17 protein-coding genes, 2 tRNA genes and 1 pseudogene are annotated in these 22,919 nt (G+C 72.7%); 16 read left to right on the top strand and 4 right to left on the bottom strand.

Going from position 1 to position 22,919, the window contains the following annotated elements; translation table 11 throughout:
- The first annotated feature begins 148 nt into the window (after positions 1-148).
- Positions 149-1,255, top strand: a complete 1,107-nt coding sequence (locus tag ACIODU_RS13775) for a hypothetical protein (RefSeq protein WP_401767315.1) — start codon at positions 149-151, stop codon at positions 1,253-1,255.
- A 52-nt stretch (positions 1,256-1,307) separates the two neighbouring features.
- Here ACIODU_RS13775 and ACIODU_RS13780 read toward each other — a convergent pair whose 3' ends face one another.
- Positions 1,308-2,381, bottom strand: coding sequence for a M48 family metallopeptidase (locus ACIODU_RS13780; protein ID WP_401767317.1), 1,074 nt, complete (start codon positions 2,379-2,381; stop codon positions 1,308-1,310).
- A gap of 119 nt (positions 2,382-2,500) precedes the next feature.
- Here ACIODU_RS13780 and ACIODU_RS13785 point away from each other — a divergent pair, with 119 nt between their 5' ends.
- The 7 genes from ACIODU_RS13785 to ACIODU_RS13815 all read left to right on the top strand — a co-directional run bounded on the left by ACIODU_RS13785 (position 2,501) and on the right by ACIODU_RS13815 (position 6,627).
- The gene (locus tag ACIODU_RS13785; protein WP_356429988.1) at positions 2,501-2,653 is read left to right on the top strand and encodes a hypothetical protein; all 153 of its coding nucleotides are present in this window, start codon (positions 2,501-2,503) and stop codon (positions 2,651-2,653) included.
- 6 nt (positions 2,654-2,659) lie between these two features.
- Positions 2,660-2,899 (top strand): hypothetical protein, encoded by a 240-nt coding sequence (locus ACIODU_RS13790; RefSeq protein ID WP_356430013.1) that lies wholly within the window; start codon positions 2,660-2,662, stop codon positions 2,897-2,899.
- Positions 2,900-2,937: 38 nt separating this feature from the next.
- A complete protein-coding gene (nadD, locus tag ACIODU_RS13795) occupies positions 2,938-3,573 on the top strand; it encodes a nicotinate-nucleotide adenylyltransferase (protein WP_356429990.1) in 636 nt (211 codons plus the stop codon).
- A gap of 19 nt (positions 3,574-3,592) precedes the next feature.
- Positions 3,593-5,290 carry a LytR C-terminal domain-containing protein gene (locus ACIODU_RS13800; protein WP_356429993.1) on the top strand — a complete coding sequence of 566 codons (1,698 nt, stop codon included), beginning with the start codon at positions 3,593-3,595 and terminating at the stop codon, positions 5,288-5,290.
- A 114-nt stretch (positions 5,291-5,404) separates the two neighbouring features.
- A complete protein-coding gene (rsfS, locus tag ACIODU_RS13805) occupies positions 5,405-5,836 on the top strand; it encodes a ribosome silencing factor (protein WP_401767320.1) in 432 nt (143 codons plus the stop codon).
- The gene (locus tag ACIODU_RS13810) at positions 5,833-6,486 is read left to right on the top strand and encodes a histidine phosphatase family protein (RefSeq protein ID WP_356430004.1); all 654 of its coding nucleotides are present in this window, start codon (positions 5,833-5,835) and stop codon (positions 6,484-6,486) included. The genes rsfS and ACIODU_RS13810 overlap by 4 nt, the downstream gene beginning before the upstream one ends.
- 68 nt (positions 6,487-6,554) lie before the next feature.
- Positions 6,555-6,627, top strand: a tRNA-Ala gene (locus tag ACIODU_RS13815).
- Positions 6,628-6,696: 69 nt separating this feature from the next.
- Here ACIODU_RS13815 and ACIODU_RS13820 read toward each other — a convergent pair.
- A complete protein-coding gene (locus ACIODU_RS13820) occupies positions 6,697-7,554 on the bottom strand; it encodes a helix-turn-helix transcriptional regulator (RefSeq protein WP_401767373.1) in 858 nt (285 codons plus the stop codon).
- A 261-nt stretch (positions 7,555-7,815) separates the two neighbouring features.
- Between ACIODU_RS13820 and ACIODU_RS13825 the strand changes: the two genes are divergently transcribed.
- From ACIODU_RS13825 to ACIODU_RS13835, 3 genes are all read left to right on the top strand, one after another.
- On the top strand, positions 7,816-9,201 hold the full coding sequence (locus tag ACIODU_RS13825) for an MFS transporter (protein ID WP_401767375.1): 1,386 nt from the start codon (positions 7,816-7,818) through the stop codon (positions 9,199-9,201).
- Positions 9,202-9,393: 192 nt separating this feature from the next.
- On the top strand, positions 9,394-9,627 hold the full coding sequence (locus ACIODU_RS13830; RefSeq protein WP_356429996.1) for a hypothetical protein: 234 nt from the start codon (positions 9,394-9,396) through the stop codon (positions 9,625-9,627).
- Positions 9,628-9,753: 126 nt separating this feature from the next.
- Positions 9,754-9,826 (top strand) — tRNA-Ala (locus ACIODU_RS13835).
- 73 nt (positions 9,827-9,899) lie between these two features.
- Here ACIODU_RS13835 and ACIODU_RS13840 read toward each other — a convergent pair.
- Positions 9,900-11,486, bottom strand: a complete 1,587-nt coding sequence (locus tag ACIODU_RS13840) for an NADH-quinone oxidoreductase subunit NuoF family protein (protein ID WP_161312003.1) — start codon at positions 11,484-11,486, stop codon at positions 9,900-9,902.
- A complete protein-coding gene (locus tag ACIODU_RS13845; protein WP_356432781.1) occupies positions 11,483-13,201 on the bottom strand; it encodes a ferric reductase-like transmembrane domain-containing protein in 1,719 nt (572 codons plus the stop codon). The genes ACIODU_RS13840 and ACIODU_RS13845 overlap by 4 nt, the downstream gene beginning before the upstream one ends.
- Before the next feature lie 446 nt (positions 13,202-13,647).
- Between ACIODU_RS13845 and leuS the strand changes: the two genes are divergently transcribed.
- From leuS to ACIODU_RS13870, 5 genes and pseudogenes are all read left to right on the top strand, one after another.
- The gene (gene leuS, locus ACIODU_RS13850) at positions 13,648-16,542 is read left to right on the top strand and encodes a leucine--tRNA ligase (protein WP_401767323.1); all 2,895 of its coding nucleotides are present in this window, start codon (positions 13,648-13,650) and stop codon (positions 16,540-16,542) included.
- A gap of 230 nt (positions 16,543-16,772) precedes the next feature.
- Positions 16,773-17,465, top strand: a complete 693-nt coding sequence (locus ACIODU_RS13855) for a hypothetical protein (protein ID WP_356432777.1) — start codon at positions 16,773-16,775, stop codon at positions 17,463-17,465.
- A gap of 208 nt (positions 17,466-17,673) precedes the next feature.
- Positions 17,674-18,519 carry a DegV family protein gene (locus ACIODU_RS13860; protein ID WP_356432775.1) on the top strand — a complete coding sequence of 282 codons (846 nt, stop codon included), beginning with the start codon at positions 17,674-17,676 and terminating at the stop codon, positions 18,517-18,519.
- 527 nt (positions 18,520-19,046) lie between these two features.
- Entirely contained in the window at positions 19,047-19,688 is a 642-nt protein-coding gene (locus tag ACIODU_RS13865) for a helix-hairpin-helix domain-containing protein (RefSeq protein WP_401767326.1), read from the top strand.
- 428 nt (positions 19,689-20,116) lie between these two features.
- Positions 20,117-22,643, top strand: a pseudogene (locus ACIODU_RS13870) (ComEC/Rec2 family competence protein).
- Positions 22,644-22,919: the final 276 nt, after the last annotated feature.

Below are 22,919 nucleotides of genomic sequence, written 5' to 3' on the forward strand. Positions count from 1 at the left end.
GCCCGGCACGGGGCTCCGCCGGGGTGTTCCGGGGGCCGCGCCACCCGTGATCCGGGGACCCGCTCACCCGAACGGACCAACGGTGTCCGGCGGAACTCGCCCTGAGGCGGAGCGTTTACGTTTGCCCCCGCCGACCTACCCTGAAGGTATGGCAGGGCGCGGAGAGCCACCTGAAGGGGCACCCGAGGGCTCCCCCAACGGCGATGACGAGTACCGGTCCGTCGTGTTCGACGAGTCGTTCATCCGCGCTGCCCGGCTCCAGGAGTACTCGGCGCGGGAGCGGCTGGGCGGCGACCACGCCCACGCGGCCGTCCGGAGCCTGCCGCCCAAGCACGTCAGGCGGGGCAGGCGCCGCGGTTTCCTGCACGGCCCCCGGCAGGCGCTCGTCCTGCTCCTGGTGGTCGCCCTGGCCTTCGGCACGGCGATCTACCTGGGCGTACGGAGTCCGTACCGGCCCTCGACCCACGGGACGGCGGAGGCGCTGCGGATGACGGTCATCCCGCTGGCCCCGGCCGGGCGGGTGCCGGGCGGCACTCCCGACGGCCTCTTCGCGCACAGTCCGGCCGCGCAGTTCCGTGCCGGGGCCGCCGGGATCACCCTGCCGGGTGTGCGGGGGACCAGAAGTTTCACCGAGAGCCAGGTCGTCGCCGCGCTGACCACCGTCAAGGACTACCTCGTGGCGTCCTCGCTGGACCCGGACGTCCTCGCGGGCCGTACGGTGCGGCCCGTACGGGCGCTGCTCGACCCCGACCAGCTGACCCAGTTCGACCGGAGCTTCAGCGCGCCGGCGGACGACGGGCGGCACGTCCCGGCGGGATGGCTGGTGCGCTTCGACCCGGCGAAGGTGGCCCCCGCCGCCGACGAGGTACGGGTGCACGGCACGCTCCGCGTCGAGGAGACGGGGCCGGGGATCCTGGAGGTCAGCTCCGACCACACCTTCGTCTACGCGCTGCGGCCCGCCGCGTCGTCGGCGGTGCCCGTACGGGACGCCTCGCTCTTCACCGTCCGGCGCGAGCTGCGCTTCCGCTTCGACCAGAACGACCTGGCGAAGCACCAGGCCGAGCTGCTGCTGAGCCAGGCCCAGGTCGGGCCGCAGGCCTGCTCGGCCGCGCCGCCGAGGACGCTGCGGCCCCTCCTGGCGGGGGCGCGGACGACGGTGGCCGAGCGGCCGCCCGGCACCAACCCGTTCGCCACCGGCCCGATCGGGACGGGCCTGTGCGGGATGCTGTCGACGGGGGCCGAGCCGAAGCCGTAGGTCTCCCTGAGCCCGGCCCCCCGCACCCCGCGCGCCGTGCCGGACCCGTCGGTCAGGCCTGGCCCTCCGCCGCCTCGCCGTTCGGCGGGGTCTTCGGGCCGGCCGTACCGCCGCCGAAGCGGTCGCGCAGCTTGCCGCCCAGGTCCCCCGCGCCGCCCGCGAGGTCACCGACCAGCTTCAGCAGCGGGTCCTTGCTGGTGCGGACCGTGTCCGCGTAGTGCGAGGCCGATTCGCGGAAGGAGTCGGTGACCGACGTCTCCTTGTCCTCGCCGCGCCGGGGGTAGTGGCCGTCCATGATCCGCTGGTGGTCGCGGCTCTCGGCCCACTTCTTCAGCTCGGCCGCCCGCACCGTCGTGAACGGGTGCGTACGGGGCAGAATGTTGAGGATCTTGAGCACCGAGTCGCGCAGGTCGCCCCCGGCCTCGTACTCCTCCGCCTGCTCCAGGAACGCGTCCACGTTCATCTCGTGCAGGTGGTTCCCGCCCGCGATCTTCATCAGGCCGCGCATGGACGCCTTGAGGTCCTGACCGACCAGCAGTCCCGCCCGGTCCGCGGACAGTTCCGACTTGCGGAACCACTCGCGCAGCGCCGTCACGATCGCCATGATCGCGACATTGCCCAGCGGGATCCACGCGACCTTGAGCGCGAGGCCGGTGAGGAAGAGCAGGATCGTACGGTAGACGGAGTGGCCGGACAGGGCGTGGCCCACCTCGTGGCCGACGACCGCCCGCATCTCCTCCTCGTCGAGCAGTTCCACGAGCCCCGTGGTCACCACGATGATCGGCTCGTCCAGGCCGATGCACATGGCGTTGGGCCGCGGGTCCTGCGTCACGTACATCGCCGGGACCTTCGCCAGGTCCAGTACGTAACACGCGTCGAGGAGCATGGTGTGGAGGTGCGCGAACTGCGCCTCGCTCACGCGCACCGAGTCCGACAGGAAGAGCAGCCGCAGACTGCGCTCCGGCAGCAGCCCGCTCAGCGCCTTGAACACCGTGTCGAAACCGGTGAGCTTGCGCAGGGCCACCAGCGCCGAGCGGTCCGCGGGATGTTCGTACGCGCGTGAGGAGATGCCCGGGAAGCGCTTGCGCTGCCTGCTCGGCACGTTGTCGTGGATCTCTTCTGTCATGGATGCCCCCTGTTCTACGAGTCCAAGGCCCGTCCCCCTGACGAACCCCACCCTAGGTGGTGCGTCTACCGTGTGAAGGGGGCCCGTGAAGCCCGAGAACACCGAGGAGCACAGCCGACATGCCCTTCCCCGCCACACTGCTCGCCGCGGCCTCCGACCAGCAGGGTCCCGGCGATACGATCCGGATCGTGCTCGTCGTCTCCCTGGTCGGAGTCGCTCTGCTCGCCTGGTTCCTGCTGCGCGGTTACCGCGACAAGGACCACAACGACTGAGTCGGCGTGAGCGTGCCCGAGGCGCCCGCATACGATGTGCGCGACGTCTCACCGACTCCCGACGAAAAGGGCCTGCTGAAGATGAGCCTCACCGGCACCGCCGCCAACCTGGTCACGCTCGCCGAGGGTGCCGAGCACGGCGGCGGCAACCACGAAAGCCTCAGCCCGTACCTCACGGGCGGCGGCGCGCTGTTCGCGCTCCTCCTGCTGCTGTGGATCACCACCCGCTTCAACCGCGACCGCTGAGGCCGGTACGCAACCCGGTGCAAGTACGCTCTGCACGCATGGGAGAGCAGCAGACGCCCGCCGGCCCCGTCGCGGCCCCCGGCCGGGGCAGGCGCCGACTCGGCGTGATGGGCGGGACTTTCGACCCGGTCCACCACGGGCACCTGGTCGCGGCCAGCGAGGTCGCCATACGGTTCCAGCTCGACGAGGTGGTGTTCGTACCGACCGGACAGCCGTGGCAGAAGAGCCGTCAGGTGGTCTCCCCGGCGGAGGACCGTTATCTGATGACGGTCATCGCCACGGCGTCCAATCCGCAGTTCTCGGTCAGCCGCATCGACATCGACCGCGGCGGGCCGACGTACACGATCGACACGTTGCGGGACCTGCGCTCCCGCAACGACGACGCGGACCTCTTCTTCATCACCGGGGCCGACGCGCTCTCGCAGATCCTGAGCTGGCGGGACCACGAAGAGCTGTTCTCGCTGGCCCACTTCATCGGGGTCACGCGGCCCGGCCACGACCTGACGGACGACGGGCTGCCCAAGGGCGGTGTGTCGCTGGTGGAGGTCCCGGCACTGGCGATCTCCTCCACGGACTGCCGGGAGCGCGTCGCGAAGGGCGATCCGGTCTGGTACCTGGTCCCGGACGGTGTGGTGCGTTACATCGACAAGAGGCAGTTGTACCGCGGCGAATGAGTCACGGAGAGGGACACCGGTGAACGACCAGCAGCAGCCGTACGACCCGTACGACCCCTATTACGCACAGCCTCGGATCGTCGGGTACGACGAGTACGGGCAGCCGGTGTACGAGCAGCCTCAGACGCAGCAGCCCCAGACGCAGCAGTACGACGCGTACGGACAGCCGCAGCAGACGTACGACCCGTATGCCCAGCAGCAGGCCCCGCAGCAGTCGCAGCAGCCCTATGAGAACTACGGGCAGCAGCATCCTCAGCCCGCCCAGCAGCAGGACGGCTACGGGTACGACGGGTACGGCTACGACACCGGGCAGCAGCAGGCCCAGCAGCCCGTCGCCGTGGACGCCACCCAGCAGTGGATCCCGCAGCAGCAGGAGGCGCCTCACGAGCCGCGGCACGAGGCGCCGCCGCGCCAGGCCGCCCCCGAGGCCGGTCAGGCGGCCGTCCCCGAGCAGCGGCGCCCCGCCGTCGACGAGCAGTTCGCCTTCACGGAGGAGCCCGACGAGGACTCCGAGGACGTCATCGACTGGCTCAAGTTCACCGAGAGCCGGTCCGAGCGGCGCGAGGAGGCCAAGCGCCGGGGCCGGTCCCGGGTGGTGGCCCTGGTCGTCGCCGTCGTCCTGGTCGTCGCGGGCGGGGCCGGCTACCTCTGGTACGCGGGCAAGCTGCCCGGTTCCGCCGGGGCGGACACGAAGGGGAACACCGCCGCGGGCGGCGCGCAGAAGCGTGACGTGATCGTCGTCCACCTGCACAACACCAAGGCGAAGGGCACCTCGACGGCGCTGCTCGTCAACAACGCCACGACCGGCCAGGGCACCACCGTCCTGCTGCCCAACTCGCTCTCCGTGGAGGGCGACGACGGCTCCGGGGTCACGCTCGGCAAGTCCGTGGACGACGACGGCTCCGACACCACCCGCAAGGCGCTCGGCACGCTGCTCGGCACCGAGATCTCGGGCACCTGGCGGCTCGACACCCCGTACCTGGACAACCTCGTCCAGCTCGTCGGCAACATCGACCTCACCACCGACACGGACGTGCCCGGCGCGAAGAAGGGCGACCAGCCGGTGGTACGGAAGGGCGAGAACCAGACCCTCAGCGGCAAGGCGGCCGTCGCGTACGCCACGTACCGCGGCCCCGGCGAGCCCGAGGCCAAGCAGCTCCAGCGCTTCGGCCAGGTCCTCCAGGGGGTGCTGCGGAAGATGTCCGACGACCCGAAGGCCGCGACCGTCACCGTGCAGACCCTCGGGCAGATCCTCGACCCGTCGCTGACCGAGGCCGACCTGGGCGCCGCCCTCGCCAAGCTGTCCCTGCACGCGAAGGAGGGCGACTACAAGACGGCTCTCCTGCCCGTGCAGCCCGACGGCACCCTCAGCGACTCCGCCGTCGCCGGTGTGGTGAAGGACATTCTCGGCGGCTCGGTCAGCGCCCCGGAGAAGGGCAGCGCCCTGCGCGTGGGGGTCGAGGACGCCAGCGGCGGCACGAGCGCGGCCGAGGCAGCGCGGACCGCCGTGATCAATGGCGGCTACAGCTACGTGGACGCCGGTTCGGCGGACGCGGAGGCGTCCTCGCAGGTCATCTATGGTGACGCGGCGATCAAGGACCAGGCCGTGGAGGTCGCCAAGACCCTCGGGCTGCCGACCGACGCGGTGAAGAAGGGCACACCCGCCGCCAACGCCGACGTGTCGGTCGTCCTCGGTCAGGACTACTCCCCGAACTGAGTCCTGACCCGCCCCGGCCGCGCGCGACCCGGCCGGGGCGGGAGAGCTGCGCCCGGTGTCGGCGGTCCGTGAGATCCTGGTTCTCTCCACGACCGCCGACACGAAAGCCTGCTTGTGACCGCAACCGAACGTTCCGTCCAGCTCGTCACCGTCGCCGCCCAGGCGGCCGCCGACCGGCTCGGGCACGACATCATCGCGTACGACGTCAGCGACGTGCTGTCGATCACGGACGCCTTCCTGCTCGCGTCCGCGCCCAACGACCGCCAGGTCAAGTCGATCGTCGACGAGATCGAGGAGCAGATCCAGAAGCAGCTCGGCGTCAAGCCGGTGCGCCGTGAGGGCGACCGCGACGCCCGCTGGATCCTCCTCGACTACGTCGACATCGTCGTCCACGTGCAGCACACCGAGGAGCGGGTCTTCTACGCCCTGGAGCGGCTGTGGAAGGACTGCCCCGAGCTGCCCCTGCCCGAGGACGCCGTGAAGACCCGTACGAAGGCCGCCGAGCCCGCCGGGATCGCCGGTGACGCGGACGGTGAGCTGAGCTGAACGGCAGCGGACGCGGCAGAGGACGCCGCATCGTCCTGTGGCGGCACGGCCAGACGGCGTGGAACCTGGAGCGCCGCTTCCAGGGCTCCACGGACATCGAGCTGACCGACGCGGGCGTGGCCCAGGCGCGGCGGGCCGCGCGGCTGCTGGCGTCCCTGCGGCCCGACGCGATCGTCGCCTCCGACCTCTCCCGGGCCGCGGCCACGGCCGCCGAGCTGGCCGGCCTCACCGGCCTGGAGGTCGCGTACGACGCCGGGCTCCGCGAGACCTTCGCGGGGGACTGGCAGGGGCTGACGCACGAGGAGATCGTCGGGCGGTTCGGCGAGCAGTACGCCGCGTGGAAGCGCGGTGAGCCCGTGCGGCGCGGCGGGGGCGAGCTGGAGACCGAGGTCGCCGACCGGGCCGCGCCGGTGGTGCTCCGGCACGCCGAGAAGCTGCCCGACGACGGCACGCTCGTCGTCGTCAGCCACGGCGGCACGATCCGCACCACCATCGGTCGGCTGCTCGGCCTGGAGGCGCACCACTGGGAGGGCCTCGGGGGTCTCTCGAACTGCTGCTGGTCCGTCCTCGGCGAGGGCGCGCGCGGCTGGCGTCTCCTGGAGCACAACGCCGGCACGCTTCCCGAGCCGGTGCTCGGCGACGACGTCTGATTTCACTTTCCGGCTGGTCGCAGGCTAAAGTTCTTCTAGTCCGCAGCGCGCGAGCGCACAGGACACGAGGGGCTATAGCTCAGTTGGTAGAGCGCCTGCATGGCATGCAGGAGGTCAGGAGTTCAATTCTCCTTAGCTCCACAATCAGTCGCACGAAGTGTGGATCCCGTCCCCCGCAGGGGACGGGATTTTTGCTGTCCGTCAGCCGTCTCAGGGGGTCAGCGCGCGCCGGGCGCGGAGCAGTGCCGTGCGGTCGCGGCTCTCCTCGTCGCCCGGGGTGTACACGACGATCCGGCACTCCGGCATGCCGGTGATCGCCAGCGAGACCGACGTCATCCGTATCTCGCCCACCTCCTCGTGGTGGAAGGTCTTCGTCCTGGAGCCCGACGGCGCCACGTCCCCCCGCTCCCACAGCTCGGCGAAGTACGGGCTCGCGCGGGCCAGGCGGCGGACGAACGACTCCCATACGGGCTCTCCTACATGGCGTCCGTAGGTGGCCCGCAGCGTCGCCACCATCATCGGCAGCTCCCTCTCCGGATGGACCAGCGGGCAGCGGGTGTCGGGCACCGTGAACAGGACCCACAGCACGTTCCACGGGCCGGCGGGGCGCGGTATCTCCTCGAAGAGATCGGTGTACGCCCCGTTCGTGGCCAGGATGTCGTACCGCCCGTTGTAGACCACCGCGGGGAGCGGGTCGAGCGCGTCGATGATGCCCTGGACCTCGGGGGTGACGGCGAGCGAGTCCGTCTCCGGGTCCGGGTCGTGCGGCACCTCCGCCAGGTGGTACAGATGCTCCCGCTCGGTACGGTCCAGGCGGAGCGTGCGCGCGATGGCGTCGAGCACCTGGGCCGAGGCGTTGATCGGGCGGCCCTGCTCCAGCCACGTGTACCAGGTCACCCCCACCCCGGAGAGCTGCGCGACCTCCTCGCGCCGCAGGCCCGGGGTGCGGCGGCGCAGCCCCGGGGGCATGCCGACGTCGGCGGGGGTCACCCGGGCCCGGCGGCTGCGCAGGAAGGCCGCCAGCTCGGGCCTGCGGCGGCCGCCGCTTGTGGTGTGCCGCACGGTCATCGTTGTCACGCCCCCATCGTGCGCTTCCGGAGAGGCCGCTGCCAGGTGGTGCCAGTACCAGCATCAAGGGGCTCTCGTTACCCGTATCCGACGCACCGCAGGCTCGGTGCCATGACCACGACCCCTTCGGCCGCGAGCCCCGGCGCCGCGACCTCCGCCCGCCCCGGCAGATCCGCCCGCCCCGGCAGGTCCGCCGGACCCGACACATCCGCCGGATCCGACACATCCAGTAAAGCCGGTACCACTGACAAGCGGCCCGGCATGCTGCTCGCGGTGGTGCTCGCCGCCCAGTTCATGGCGCTGCTCGACGTCTTCATCGTCAACGTCGCCGCTCCGACGATCCGTACCGAACTGCACGCCTCCGGCGCCGGGTTGCAGATGGTGATCGCCGGCTACACCGTCTCGTACGCCGTCCTGCTGATCACCGGCGCCAGGCTGGGCGATCTGCTGGGCCACCGGCGGATGTACCTCGGCGGGCTCGCCGTCTTCACCGTCTCCTCGCTCGCCTGCGGACTGGCCGCGGGCACGGGGCAGTTGATCGCCTTCCGGCTGATCCAGGGCGCCGGTGCGGCCCTGATGATCCCTCAGGTGCTCAGCCTCATCCAGCGCAACTTCACCGGTGAGGCGCGCGGGCGTGCGCTCGGCGCGTACGCCGCCGTCCTCGCCACCGGGGCCGCCGCCGGGCAGGTCGTGGGCGGACTGCTCGTCAGCGCCGACCTGTTCGGGGAGGGCTGGCGGCCGGTCTTCCTGGTCAACGTGCCCGTGGGCGCGGTCCTGCTGGTGCTCGGCGCCCGGGTGCTGCCCAAGGACCGGCGCGGCGAACCGGAACGCTCGCGCTCGCTCGACCTGCCGGGCCTGGTGCTGCTGGCCGGGGCCGTGTCGCTGCTGACCGTACCGCTGGTGCTCGGTCAGGAGGAGGGCTGGCCCCTCTGGTCGTGGCTGTCGCTGGGGGCGTCCGTGGTGTTCTTCTGCGGCTTCCTCGCGTTCGAGTCCCGGCTCGCGCGCGACGGGGGAGCCCCGCTGATCGCCCCGCGTGTGCTGCGCATTCCGGGGATGGCCCTGGCGGCCGTACGCATCCTGCTGGTCATGGCCGTCAACGCCGGTTTCCTTTTCTCCCTCACCCTCTACATCCAAGGCGTCCTGGGCTACAGCCCGTTGCGCGCGGGACTGTCCTTCGCGCCGACGGCGGTCGTCTTCGGCCTCATCGGCCTGACCTGGCGCACCTGGCCCCGGCGGCTGCACAGGGCCCTGGTCCCCGGTGGGTTCGCGCTGGCCGCCGTCTCGTCCGTCGCCGTGGGATGGGTACTGCGTGACGTGGGCGACGGCGGAGTCGCGATGTACGCCGCCTTCATGGGCCTCGGCGCCGGACTGTCGCTCGGTTTCAGCCCCGTACTGGCCCGTGCGCTGGCGACCGTACGCCAGGAGGACGCGGCCGACGCCAGCGGACTGCTCGCCACCGTCACCCAACTCGGCCAGCTGCTCGGGGTCGCGACATTCGGGACACTCTTCCTGAACCGTCTGGACGCCTCGGGACCCGGCGCGGCCGCGGACGCGCTGTGGATCTGCATGCTCGCGCTCGCCGGCGCGAGTGTCCTGGGCGCGGCGGTCGGTTCCGTCGCCGGGCGAAAGGCCCCTACCATGCGCTGACGTCCGCTATGAGCCTTCACCGGCAGGCCTTTTCATGCTGACCCCGTTGCGCGGGCGTGGCAGAATCGGACGGCCGGAGGGGGACGCCGGCCTGGACCCGGAGGGAGAGCGCGCATGTCCGCCAGCGGCGTCGAGGGGGACGATGACCTGCCTGCCACGACGGAGGTCCGCGGCCGCGGCCGGAGCTGAGTGATGGGTGCTCACAGGCGTAAGTGCGACTGGTGCGGCAGCGGCACGCCGATCGTCAGGGACATGGATCCGCTCCACGCCGACTACCAGTACTGGTGCGAGGAGTGCGCACGGGCACTGATCATAAAAGGCGACCCGATCGAGACCTACCGTGAGCTCGAAGGCGAGCCCATCTACGGACGTCTCCTCGACGAACACTGCACCCTCAAGCGCTTCTACTCCTTCGCGACCGCCTGACGGAGTCCTTCGCGACGCGGTCGCGGAGGACGTCCGTACCGGGCACATCCGTACGGAGGGGAATCGATTTGGTGCTCGGCGGGAGGGACCGTTAATGTTGGCGTCACCGCAGGGGAGACCCGGCGCGGGGCTATAGCTCAGTTGGTAGAGCGCTTGCATGGCATGCAAGAGGTCAGGAGTTCAATTCTCCTTAGCTCCACAGTGCATCAGCTTCACTTCGTAGAGCACATGAAGAAGCGGGCCACCCGATCGGGTGGCCCGCTTCTTCGTGCTCAACCCCGGCCGGGGCCCAGGGCCTTGCGGCCGCCGCCGGGCGGCAGCGCCGCGCGCGCGGGCCGTTCCGGCTCGGACTGCTCGATACGGAGCGCCAGCGCCGGGCAGCGGCGCACGGCGCGCTGCGCGCGGCCCCGCATGTGCATGGGGACCGATGCGTCCGCGAGCGCCGGATAGCCGTCGGGGCCCAGCCGGATCAGCTCGGGCACGATGTCCGCGCAGAGCCCGTGGCCCTGGCAGAGCGTCCAGTCCACGGCGAGCTTCTCGCCGCTCGGGATCGACTCCTCGGCCTCCTGGTAGCCAGGACCCGGCAGCGGGAGGACCCCGGTCGTCTCACGCCCGCACCCGCCGTGCAGCATGTGCGCGGCCAGGTCGTCCGTGAACGCCGACAGGGTGGAGGCGAAGAAGCGCGCGGAGCCGTCGGGGTGCTTGCACGCGCCCCGGCCCTTGACCGCCTGGGTGACGGCGCGCAGCGCCTCCAGGGCGGTCGGGCCGCCCCCGTTGATCACGTCGGACAGACCGCCGGCCGCGGCGGGCAGACCGAGCTTGCAGGGGCCGCACTGGCCCGCCGTCTCGGCCGCGAGCCAGTTGGCCACCCGCAGGGCCTCGCCCAGCGGGCACGTCTCGGGGCCGATGGGCAGGATCGCCCCGGCGCCCAGGGAGCCTCCCACGGCCGCCAGGGACGCCCGCGAGACGACCGCCTCATGGGCGGCCACCGCGTCGATCCAGTTGCCGTGGTAGCCGCCGGTGAGCACGCCCTGGGGCAGCGGCGGGGCGCCGGCCATCTGGAGGACGTACCGCAGCGGCACACCGGTCGGCACCTCGATGACCATGGGCCGGGCGACCGCGCCCGACACGGTCAGCATGACGGTGCCCGGCTCGTCTTCCAGCCCGGTATGGCCGTAGCGGCGGGCGCCGATCCGGGCGCCGACGGCCAGCTGTGCGTACGTCTCGGCGTTGGAGAGCAGGGTCGGCGCTCCGCCGACGCCGGACTCCGCCGCGCGTTCCCTGCGCCCCGGCGGCAGGGCGGGCCCGCCGCCGATGGCGCGGATCACCGCCGAGGCCTCGCCGGAGACCATGCGTTCGGGCGTACGGACCACCCGCGCGCGCAACTGCTGGCCGCGCCGGTCGGACAGACCGCGCTCGGCGAGCGCCGCCCGCATGGATATCTCCGTGGAGTTGCGGGTGACGGCGACGACCAGGGTGCGGGCGCCGAGCGCCTCGGCGGCCAGCAGGGCGCCGTCCAGGATCAGGTGCGGCGCCCGGTTGAGCAGCACGGTGTCCTTGCGGCACGCGGGCTCGCCCTCGCTGCCGTTGATCACCACGACGGGCCTGACCCCGCGCCGGATCGACGCCTGGGCGACCGCCCGCAGCTTCTTGCCGAAGGGGAAGCCCGCGCCGCCGCGGCCGCGCAGGGTGATGTTCTCCGCGAGCTGCGCCAGCCGCTCGCCGGTCATCGGCTGGAGCGGCCCGTGCACCTTCAGGTGCATGGGCAGGTCGAGCCGTTCGACCAGGTCGAACCCCTGCGTCAGCTGGGGCAGGCCGACGACGCGGACCTCGGGGACGTCGGGGAGGGGGGCGTTCACGGTCGGTCTCCTGCGGGTGCGGTCCAGGGCTCCCCGGCCGGGGGCTGGTAGAGCGGACCCGGCGGGGGCTCGCTGCCGGGACGGGGCCCCGTTCCGTCGTACGCCGCGCCTTCGTAGGAAGGCCCGACCGGGGAGGCGGGCGACTGGCCCGTGTACGGAGGAAGGTTGCCCGTGTCGTAGGCGGGGAGGGCGCCTGTGTCGTACGCGGGGATCGAGCCGGTGTCGTACGGGGAGGCCGCGTTGGGCCCGTAGACGGGCACGGAACCGGTGTCGTACGCCGGGGTCGACCCCGTGTCGTACGAAGGGGCGGAGCCGGTGTCGTACGCCGGGACCGACCCGGTGTCGTACGGAGGCGTCGAGCCCGTGCCGTACGAGGGGACGGATCCCGTGTCGTACGGGGAGGGGGCCGGGGCGGGTGCCGGGGCGGGGGGAGCGAAGGCCTGTCCGGGCGGCGGCGGGGAGGGCGCCGGCCAGGAGCCGGGACGGCCGGTGGACTCTTCGGTGATGATCGGCAGTTCCTCGGTCATGGGGATGCGTTCGGCGAGCGGGACGTCGCCGGACGGGGGACCGGACAGCGGGCCGGACGGGGATCCCGGCGCCGCGCCGTAGGGCGGTGTGACCGGGAGAACGGTGGTGGGGTCCGTACCCAGGGAGACCGCGCGGTAGCCGGCCGAGAGGCCGGTTCCGGGTCCGGACACCGGATCGGGGGCACGGCCCGAGAACGGGTCCGTGAACGCGTCGGACAGCGAATCGCCGCCCGACGCGCCCGAGCCGCCCGCGTACAGGCCCATGGGGGCCCGCTCCGCCTCGTACAGCGGCGGGGACGGCGGGGCGAGCCGCGGTGGGGTCCGCGGCCGGCCGAGCGGGGCGCCCAGCGGCTGCGCCGAGGCCGAGAAGGACGGCTCACGGCGGAGCTGCTCGTACTCGGGCCTCGGGGTGAGGCCCGTCGCTCCGGGCAGCGGATCCGACGACAGGTCCCGGAGCGACTGCTCCGGCTCCGCCGTACGGCGCTGTCCGCCGGTCAGTGCGATCAGCTGGTCGGCGATCCGGTTCTGGACCGGGCGGGGGAGGAGCCGCAGGGACACGGCCGCCGCCACTCCGACGAGCGAGACGCAGTACATCGTGGTGACCCAGGTGGCCGCCGGCCGGCCCGTGTAGAGGCCGTGCACCAGGGCGAAGCACCAGGCCGGATACGCGACCATGTGCATCGCCCGCCAGCGGCCGGCGATGCGGCCGGGGGCGGCGAAGGCACTGCGCATCGCCCCGGTGGTGGCGGCGACGATCATCAGGAGTCCGGCGAGCGAACCGAAACCGATGAGACCGTTCGTACCGGTCATCCCCAGGCCGAACGGCACCAGGGCGCCGATCAGCGAGACGTGCCCCAGCGACACCTTGACGGTGACGTGCAGCAGCAGGAAGCCGAGCGAGGCCACGGCCGTCGCCCGGTGGATGCCCTGCGCGAGCAGCCGGTGCCGCGAGGAGAGCAGCAGCCGGTCGGTGGCTATCAGCCCCCACGCGACGGCTGCCGTCAGGGACACGAGGGAAAGCACGCCGGCTGCGAAATCGAGCGCGGCGCGGAAGGCGTCGCCTGTCGCGACGGCGAGAAGAGGTACGAGTACCAGTGCGGCGACGGTCAGCCCGCCCTGGACCTGCCGGCTCATGCCGGGGTCCAGCGCGGGCGACGAACTGATCCTGCGATTGCGAGAAGGGTTCATGGGGGTCGACTCCGAATGGCTCGGGAAAGCGGTCCCGTTGCCGCATGCTAAGTGGAGCGATACCAGGCAGAGACCGATTCTCAGGTTTAACCAAGGGAAGGTGAGGTAACCGACTTTGAGCTTGCCCCGGATAGGGGCGATACGCGGAGTAAGGCGCTCCCCTTGGGTCGGCGAGGTGATCGGTGATCGCCGTCCAGCCGACACGCCGGTCCTCCGGTTCTCGCTTTCCGTCCCGCCGACCCGCCCCGCCGGATCTCCGGTGCGGGCCGTCCGGGCCCTGCGGTACCCTGACGCCATGCGTGCCGTACGCCTTCTGCTCGGCGGGCCGCGCTGATCAGTCCCGACGGATGGAAGATCCGGTCGGAATCGGCGCGGCTGACCCCTCCTGTGCGAGGGGCTTTTTCATTCGCCGCAGGCAGAGACGATCGATGGAGCTTCGAAGGATCATGAGCGAGACGAATTCCGCTGCCGCCGACACGGCTCCGGCCGCCACCGAGACGGCCGCGCCGCACCGCTACACGGCTGCCATGGCCGCCGACATCGAGGCACGCTGGCAGGACCGCTGGGCCGCCGAGGGCACGTACGAGGCGCCGAACCCCACCGGTGACCTGGCCGGGGACCCCGGGCTGGTCGCGCGGCCCAAGAAGTTCATCATGGACATGTTCCCGTACCCCTCCGGCGCGGGCCTGCACGTCGGGCACCCCCTCGGGTACATCGCCACGGACGTCTTCGCCCGCCACCAGCGCATGACCGGTCACAACGTCCTGCACACGCTGGGCTTCGACGCCTTCGGCCTGCCCGCCGAGCAGTACGCGGTGCAGACCGGCACGCACCCCCGGGCCTCCACCGAGGCCAACATGGAGAACATGAAGGCCCAGCTGCGCCGGCTGGGACTGGGTCACGACACGCGCCGCTCCTTCGCGACGATCGACCCGGACTACTACCGGTGGACCCAGTGGATCTTCGTCCAGATCTTCAACTCCTGGTACGACGACGAAGCGGACCGGGCGCGCCCGATCGAGGAGCTGGTGGCGCAGTTCGAGAGCGGACGGCGCGCGACGCCGGACGGGCGCCCCTGGAGTGCGCTGGACGCCGTCGAACGCGCCGACGTGCTGGGCGAGTACCGGCTGGCGTACACCTCCGACGCCCCCGTCAACTGGTGCCCCGGCCTGGGCACGGTCCTGGCGAACGAGGAAGTCACCGCCGAGGGCCGTTCCGAGCGCGGCAACTTCCCGGTCTTCAAGCGCAAGCTGCGCCAGTGGAACATGCGCATCACCGCCTACGCCGACCGCCTGCTGGCCGACCTGGAGGCGCTGGACTGGCCGGACGCCATCAAGGCGCAGCAGCGCAACTGGATCGGCCGCAGCGAGGGCGCGCGGGTCGACTTCCCGGTCGGTGACGCCGGCGCGATCACGGTGTTCACGACCCGTCAGGACACCCTGTTCGGCGCCACGTACATGGTGCTGTCCCCGGAGCACGAACTGGTCGAGCGGATCGTCCCCGCCGCCTGGCCCGCCGGCACGCACGAGGTGTGGACGGGCGGCCACGCGACCCCGGCCGAGGCGGTCGACGCGTACCGCAAGCAGGCCGCGTCGAAGTCCGACGTCGAGCGGCAGGCCGAGGCCAAGGACAAGACCGGTGTCTTCACCGGCGCGTACGCGACCAACCCGGTCAGCGGCGAGCCCGTGCCCGTCTTCATCGCCGACTACGTCCTGATGGGGTACGGCACCGGCGCGATCATGGCCGTCCCGGCGCACGACAGCCGTGACTTCGCGTTCGCGCGCGCCTTCGAGCTGCCGATGCGCTGTGTGGTCGAGCCGTCCGACGGCCGGTCCGCCGACCCGGCGGAGTGGGACGACGCGTTCGCCTCGTACGACGCGAAGATCGTCAACTCCGCGAACGACGCGATCGTCCTGGACGGACTGGGCGTGGCCGACGCCAAGGCGAAGATCACCGACTGGCTGGCGGCCCGGGGCATCGGCGAGGGCACGGTGAACTTCCGGCTGCGCGACTGGCTGTTCAGCCGCCAGCGCTACTGGGGCGAGCCGTTCCCGATCGTGTACGACGAGGACGGCATCGCCCACGCGCTGCCCGAGTCGATGCTGCCGCTGGAACTGCCCGAGGTCGACGACTACTCGCCACGGACGTTCGACCCGGACGACGCCGACACCCAGCCCGAGCCGCCGCTGTCGCGGAAGCAGGACTGGGTGGACGTGGAGCTGGACCTGGGCGGCGGCGAGGGCGTCAAGCGCTACCGGCGTGAGACCAACACCATGCCGAACTGGGCCGGTTCCTGCTGGTACGAGCTGCGCTACCTGGACCCGCACAACAGCGAGAAGCTGGTCGACCCGGCGATCGAGCAGTACTGGATGGGCCCCCGCGAGGGGCAGCCGCACGGCGGCGTCGACCTGTACGTGGGCGGCGCGGAGCACGCCGTACTGCACCTGCTGTACGCGCGGTTCTGGTCCAAGGTGCTCTACGACCTGGGGCACATCTCGTCGGTCGAGCCGTTCCACAAGCTCTACAACCAGGGCATGATCCAGGCGTTCGTCTACCGGGACGGCCGGGGCATCGCCGTGCCGGCCGCGGAGGTCGAGGAGCGCGACGGCGGGTACTGGTACCAGGGCGCCAAGGTCACACGCGTACTGGGCAAGATGGGCAAGTCCCTCAAGAACGCCGTCACTCCGGACGAGATCTGCGCGGAGTACGGCGCGGACACCCTGCGCCTGTACGAGATGGCCATGGGCCCCCTGGACGTCTCGCGTCCGTGGGACACCCGTGCGGTGGTCGGTCAGTACCGGCTGTTGCAGCGGCTGTGGCGCAATGTCGTGGACGAGACGACGGGCGAGGTCACCGTGGTCGACACGGAGCCCGGCGAGGAGACGCTGCGCGCGCTGCACAAGGCCGTCGACGGGGTCGCGCAGGACATGGCGGGGCTGCGGTTCAACACCGCCATCGCCAAGGTCACCGAGCTGAACAACCACCTGACGAAGGCGGGCGGTCCGGTGTCGCGGACGGTCGCCGAGCGGCTGGTGCTGCTGGTCGCGCCGCTGGCCCCGCACATCGCCGAGGAGCTGTGGCGCAGGCTGGGCCACGCCGACTCGGTGGTGCACCAGGACTTCCCGGTCGCCGACCCGGCGTATGTCGTGGACGAGACCGTGACGTGCGTGGTGCAGGTCAAGGGCAAGGTCAAGGCGCGTCTGGAGGTGTCCGCGTCGATCTCGGACGCGGAGCTGGAGGCGCTGGTGCTGGGTGACGCGACGGTGGTCGCGGCGCTGGGCGGGGCGACGATCCGGAAGGTGATCGTCAGGGCGCCGAAGCTGGTGAACATCGTCGTGTGACGGCGGGGGCCGGCGGGTGGTCGGCGGGTGGTCGGGGCGGCTCAGGTCCGCTCGGGTCCGCTCAGGGCTGCTTAGGGCTTCCCCTTACGGGCAGGTTGAGGGTTCCTACGGAACCCTTTGCCTGCCCGTTCCGTTTACGGTGGAAGAACCACAGTGGAAGCCGCGGCGGCCACGGTGGAAGGCGTGACGGACGAACGAGATGTTTCCGACCCAACCCCCGAGGGGCGCTCATGGAAGCCGTGATCCTGATCCTGGCGCTACTCTTCGTCGCCTTCGTGGCCCTGGGGGTGTTCGCGAGCGTCAAGGCGGTCAAGGCGGCCAAGCGCGGGGTCGACCGCACGATCTCGCAGGCCCGCAGGACCGTGGAGGACACCACGCTGCGCGCGCGGAGCATGGGACAGATGGGCGTACCGGGCGAGCTGGCGCAGCTGCGGGTCCGGTTGCGTACGTCGATGAAGGCGACGCAGGAGGCGCTGCACGCGGGCGCGGCCGAGGACGCCTCGCTGTCGGAGTCGGTCGCCCTGTTCGAGCGCCTGAGCGCGCACGGCAGGGAGCTGGACGACGATCTCCGGCAGATGGAGCGCGACCCGGACCGGGCGAGGGTCACGGAGCGCCTGCCGGGGCTGCGGGAGCGTACGGAGCGGATCACGCGTTCGGCGGACTCCCTGCGGTGGGCGGCGCGGGACCGGGCGCGGAAGTTCGCGGAGGACGACCTGTCGTCCCTGAGCGAGCAGATCGACATGGAGTCGGGGGCGCTGCGGCACTGGTCGACGGTGGAGTCGCACGGGGAGGAGCCGCCGGCGGCGGCGGACGGCAGGACGGACGCGCCGAGGGCGGAGGCGATCGAGCCGCCGGACCCGCGGCAGACCGTCTACCCGTGGCAGAAACAGGCCAGGCAGGCCCGGCCGGAGACCATGAACTGAGCGGGACCGGGATCTTGGGGTGACGGGACACGGGACCTGGATCTCGGGGTGACGGGTACACGGGACCGGTGAATGACGGGATGCGGGCGCTGTAAGTGACGGAATACGGGCGCTGGAAGTGACCGATTCGACGTCGGTCCGGACGGAAGCGATCATTGAGGCGGTCCCGGGCTGCCGACCGGGGGCGACGGCGGGTAACCTCCCGCTCATGTCCCGCCATGTCGCGATCGTCACCGATTCCACGGCCTACCTGCCACCCCAGGCGATGGAGCGGCACGGCATCACCGCGGTCCCGCTGACCGTCGTGCTCGGCGACAGGGCGTGGGAAGAGGGTACGGAGATCTCGGCCCGCTCGCTGGCGGTCGCCCTCCAGAAGCGACGCTCCGTGACGACGTCCCGGCCGAGCCCCGACGTCTTCGCCGCCGCGTACCGTACGGCCGCCGAGGCCGGCGCGAGCGGGATCGTTTCGCTCCACCTGTCCGCCGAGTTCTCGGGGACGTACGACGCCGCCGTGCTGGCCGCCAAGGAGGCTCCGGTGCCGGTGCGGGTGGTGGACACCGGGATGGTGGCGATGGCGCTCGGGTTCTGCGCGCTGGCGGCGGCCGAGGTGGCGGAGGCGGACGGCACGCTGGACGAGGCGGTGGCGGCGGCGGAGAAGCGGGCCGCCGGGACGTCTGCGTACTTCTACGTCGACACGCTGGACTATCTGCGCAGGGGCGGGCGGATCGGGGCGGCCCAGGCGCTGTTCGGCTCGGCCCTGGCGGTGAAGCCGCTGTTGCAGCTGGAGGGCGGGCGGATCGAGATGCTGGAGAAGGTACGGACGGCGTCGAAGGCGATCGCCCGGCTGGAGGAGATCGTCGCGGAGCGGGCCGGGACCGGCCAGGTGGACATCGCGGTGCACCATCTCGCGGCGCCCGACCGGGCGACGGCGCTGGCCGAGCGGTTGCGGGAGCGGATTCCGGGGCTGGTGGATCTGCACGTCAGCGAGGTGGGCGCGGTGATCGGGGCGCATACGGGGCCGGGGCTGCTGGGGGCTGTGATCTCGCCGCGCTGACACGGGTGCGTGGCTCCTGTGCATGACTCGTGAGCGTGACCAGTGTGCGTGACTCGTACGGGTGACGGAGTTATCCACAACGGGTCGGTTGTCCACCGGAATTGAGGGTGATCCGCGAGGTTCGGCGGATGTGCCTAACGTGTTGAGGCATGACCTTCCGAACACGTTCCGTGACCAGTTCTCCGACCAGCGGCCCGGGCCGGGCGCCGGGCTCCGACAGCCGCGCGCGGCGCGGACGCCGTCTCCGTCCGCGTTCTCGCGGAGGCGGATCGACGGCGTCGACGGCATCCACGACGTCCACGGCGCTGCGGCGCCGGGCGGACGCGCTGTTCGCCGACGGGCCGAGGGGTGACGGACTGTCACCGCCGAGGCGGGCGGAGGAGCGCGTGCGGGTGGCGGAGCCGCCGCGCCCTGTCCCGCCTGACGCCGGGTCACCGACGCCCGCCGAACTGCCGGCGTCGGCGGGGCCGTCCGTGCCGGCGACGCCGGATCCTCCTCCCCCGGCCGCAGGGCGGAGGCGGGAGCGGGTGGCCCAGGCGGTGGGCGAGCGGCTGCCGTTGTGGCTTCAGCTCCGCTGTGGTCTGGAGCCCAGGACGCTCGCCGCGCTCGCCGTGGTCCTGGTCGTGGCGGGGGTCCTGGCGGCCCAGCATTTCTGGTCGGCGCGGCCGAGGTCGGTCCGGGCTCCGCAGACGGTCCGGGCGGCGGCGGTCGTTCCGCCGTCGGCACCGCCCTCCGCGGCGCCCACGGACCGTGTGGTGGTCGACGTGGGCGGCAAGGTCAGGCGGCCCGGGGTGCTGCGGCTGCCGGCGGGATCACGGGTGGCCGACGCGCTGCGTGCGGCGGGGGGCGCCGAGCCGGGCGCGGACACGACGGCGCTGAACCGGGCGCGGGTGCTGATGGACGGCGAACAGGTGGTGGTGGGCGTACCGGCACCGCCGGTTGGCGCCGCGCCGACCGGGGGCCCGGCGCGCCCGGCGGAACCCATCGGCCTCAACACGGCGACGGCGGAGCAACTGGACACACTGCCCGGGGTGGGTCCGGTGCTCGCCCAGCACATCCTCGACTACCGCACCGAGCACGGCGGCTTCCGGTCCGTGGATGAACTGCGCGAGGTGAACGGTATCGGCGACCGCCGCTTCGCCGACCTCAGCCCCCTGGTCCGCCCGTGACGAGCCCCGGACGCCCGACTTCTCTGCCCCGCCCGACCCGCCCAACCCGCCCGGCGGTCCACGCGGCCTCCGACAACCCACTGGGCGCCGCGAACCCCCACCAGGAGGGCCCACCAGACCTCCGCCTGGTGCCCCCCGCGGCGGCGGCCTGGGCGGCCGCGGCCCTGGCACTGGGCGCCCCGGCCCACTGGACGGCTGCGGCCGTCCTCACCTGCCTCTCGGCGGCGGCGCTGATCCTGATCCGGACGGCGCTGCGAGGGACGGGCGGGGGCGGCGGGAGCCAACGGGGGGCTGAGCGGAACGGGGCCAGGCAGCGGGGGAGCGAGCCTGGTCCGATCCGGAGACCGGATGCGCGGCGGGGGCGGCTCCACGGACCCACCTGGGCGGGGGCGCGCCGGGGGCGACTTGACGGGGCGGCTGCGGCGGAGATGCGGCGGGGACGGCTCGACCGGGTGCCCACGGCCGGGGTCCGGCGGGGACGGGTCAACTGGGGTGCCTTGGCAGACACGCCGCACGGGCGACTTGGCCGGGTCACTCCGCCCCGTGGGCGGCGCGGGCGGCTCGATGGGCCGGCTCCGGCGGAGGTGCGTCGGCGGCGGCGTGACGGAGTTGCCCCGGCAGACGTGGGGCGGGGGCGGCGGCTTTCCGGGGGCGCCCCGACACGGCGGCGGTGGGGGCGGGTCAATGGGGTGGCGTTGGCCGGGGTGTTGCTCTGTGGGGCCGCTGGGGCGGCTTCCGGAGGGTTGTACGGGGCCGATCTGCGGCGGGGGCCGGTGGTGGGGCTCGCGGAGCGATACGCGCGGGTGACGGTCGAGGCGGTCGTCACCTCCGATCCCCGGCCCACCCGGCCCAGGGTGTTCGGTGACCGGATGTCCGGCGGCGCGTTCCTGGTGGAGGCCGAGGTGACGCGCGTGACGGCGCCCGACGGCGCGGTCACCGCCGGGCGGACGCCGGTGCTGGTGCTCGCCACGCCCGGCGCGTACGCGGGGCGGTGGCACAGCGTACTGCCGTCTACCCGGTTGCGGTTGACCGGGCGGCTCTCGCCGCCGCTGTACGGGGACGACCGGTACGCGGCCACGCTGCGCGTGGAAGGGGCCGGGCCGCCCCACATCACCGGGCCGCCGTCCCGGCCGCAGCGGGTGGCCGGCGCGCTCCGGGCCGGGCTGCGGGAGGCCACCGAGGGGCTGCCGGCGGACGCCCGCGCCCTGTTGCCGGGACTGGTGGTCGGCGACACGTCGCGGATCCCGCCCGACCTCCAGGACGCGTTCAAGGCGACGGACCTCTCCCACCTGACGGCCGTCTCCGGGAGCAACCTCACCATCGTCCTCGTCCTGCTGATCGGCCCGCCGGGGCTCGCGCTGAGGGCCGAACGGCGCGGCCCTGGCGCCGAGGCTGAGGATGTCGCTGCGGTCGACCGCGCTGCTCGGCGGGGCGCTCACGCTCGCCTTCGTGGTGGTCTGCCGCCCCGACCCCAGCGTGCTGCGGGCCGCCGCGTGCGGGGCCGTCGTCCTGCTCGCCATCGGCACGGGCCGGCGCAGGTCGCTGATCCCCGCCCTGGCCGGGGCCGTCCTCCTCCTGGTGCTGTACGACCCGTGGCTGGCGCGGAGTTACGGATTCCTGCTCTCCGTCCTGGCCACGGGCGCGCTGCTCACGATCGGGCCCCGCTGGAGCGCCGCGCTGGGGCGGCGCGGGGTGCCGCCGCGGCTCGCCGAGGCGCTGGCCGCCGCAGGGGCCGCGCAGGCCGTGTGCGCGCCGGTCGTCGCGGTGTTCGCGGCGCGGGTCAGCCTGGTGGCGATCCCGTGCAACCTCTTCGCCGAGCTGGCCGTGGCCCCGGCCACGGTGCTGGGCTTCGCCGCCCTCGCCGTGGCGCCGCTGGCGATGCCCGTCGCCGAGGCGCTGGCCCGGTGCGCGGGGTGGCCGGCGGGGTGGATCGCCTCGGTGGCCCGTCGCGGCGCCGCCCTGCCGGGCGCCGAGACCGGCTGGCCCGGGGGATGGTGGGGCGGGCTGCTGCTCGCCACCCTGACGGTCCTCGTCCTGCTCGCCGCCCGGCGCGTCCCGCGCCATCCCTGGACCGCCGCCGGCTGCGCGGTGCTCCTGCTGCTCGTGATCCTGCGGCCACCCCCGCTGACCCGGCTGGTGACGGGATGGCCGCCGCCGGGCTGGTCGGTCACGATGTGCGACGTCGGCCAGGGCGACAGCACGGTCCTGGCGGCCGGGGACGGTACGGCCGTGGTCGTGGACGCCGGGCCCGACCCGCTCCTCGCCGACCGCTGTCTGCGGGACCTCGGCGTCACGCGTGTCCCTCTGCTGCTCCTCACCCACCTGCACGCCGATCATGTCGCCGGACTGCCGGGGGTGTTGCGGGGCCGCGCGGTCGGCGCGATCCAGACGACGCGGCTCCAGGAACCCCGGGACCAGAGCGCGTTCGTCAGGAGAACGGCCGCCACCGCGGGGGTGCCCGTCGTCCGGGCGGGACCGGGGGAGCGACGCCGCGTCGGGCCGCTGAGCTGGCAGGTGCTGTGGCCCCGGGCGGGCCCGGTGGCGGTGGAGCCGAACGATGCCAGCGTCACCCTGTTCGTGCGCGTCGCGGGCGGCCCCACGCTGTTGCTCCCCGGGGACCTCGAACCCCCGGCACAGCAGGCGCTGGTGCGCGACCATCCGGCGCTGCCCCCGGTGGACGTCCTCAAGGTCGCCCACCACGGCTCACCTTTCCAGTACCCCGGCCTGCTCCGGGCGGTCCGGCCACGGCTGGCCCTGATCTCCGTCGGTACGGAGAACCTGTACGGGCATCCCTCGCCCCGGACGGTCGGCGCCCTGCGTGCCGGGGGCGCGGCGGTGCTCCGTACGGACACCGACGGGGCGATCGCGGTCACCGGGACCGGGCCCGGTCTGCGCGCGGTGCCACGCGGCCCGAGGGACGGCCCGAGGGGTGGCCCGAGGGGGCGGCCGGGATGACGGGGAAGGGCCGGGGTGCGGGGGTGGCGGGTCGTCGAGAATGTCTTGTTCTCGTTGGTCACGCCCCCGGGTGGGGCGGGTTCCGTCGCGGTGGCTCTCCGGACGCCATGGGGGCCGTTGGCCAGACATGACGGGGGATGCCGGGATGGGAGCGGCGGTGTGGCGACCTTGATCGGACACGGTTCAATAACGGCTGGTAATAACGGACTCCGTACACCGGCGTACGTTTGCCTCGAACGACGCAGGGGTGATCGAATGCGTATTCGTCATGGGCCG

The sequence above is a fragment of the Streptomyces sp. NPDC088261 genome (assembly GCF_044740805.1).
GTDB lineage: Bacteria > Actinomycetota > Actinomycetes > Streptomycetales > Streptomycetaceae > Streptomyces.

Excerpts from the sequence above, each read along its gene's own strand:
- ACIODU_RS13775 (WP_401767315.1), top strand. The coding sequence starts at position 149 with ATGGCAGGGCGCGGAGAGCCACCTGAAGGGGCACCCGAGGGCTCCCCC.
- ACIODU_RS13780 (WP_401767317.1), bottom strand. The coding sequence starts at position 2,381 with ATGACAGAAGAGATCCACGACAACGTGCCGAGCAGGCAGCGCAAGCGC.
- ACIODU_RS13785 (WP_356429988.1), top strand. The coding sequence starts at position 2,501 with ATGCCCTTCCCCGCCACACTGCTCGCCGCGGCCTCCGACCAGCAGGGT.
- nadD (WP_356429990.1), top strand. The coding sequence starts at position 2,938 with ATGGGAGAGCAGCAGACGCCCGCCGGCCCCGTCGCGGCCCCCGGCCGG.
- ACIODU_RS13820 (WP_401767373.1), bottom strand. The coding sequence starts at position 7,554 with ATGACCGTGCGGCACACCACAAGCGGCGGCCGCCGCAGGCCCGAGCTG.
- ACIODU_RS13825 (WP_401767375.1), top strand. The coding sequence starts at position 7,816 with ATGCTGCTCGCGGTGGTGCTCGCCGCCCAGTTCATGGCGCTGCTCGAC.
- ACIODU_RS13830 (WP_356429996.1), top strand. The coding sequence starts at position 9,394 with ATGGGTGCTCACAGGCGTAAGTGCGACTGGTGCGGCAGCGGCACGCCG.
- ACIODU_RS13845 (WP_356432781.1), bottom strand. The coding sequence starts at position 13,201 with ATGAACCCTTCTCGCAATCGCAGGATCAGTTCGTCGCCCGCGCTGGAC.
- leuS (WP_401767323.1), top strand. The coding sequence starts at position 13,648 with ATGAGCGAGACGAATTCCGCTGCCGCCGACACGGCTCCGGCCGCCACC.
- ACIODU_RS13855 (WP_356432777.1), top strand. The coding sequence starts at position 16,773 with ATGGAAGCCGTGATCCTGATCCTGGCGCTACTCTTCGTCGCCTTCGTG.
- ACIODU_RS13860 (WP_356432775.1), top strand. The coding sequence starts at position 17,674 with ATGTCCCGCCATGTCGCGATCGTCACCGATTCCACGGCCTACCTGCCA.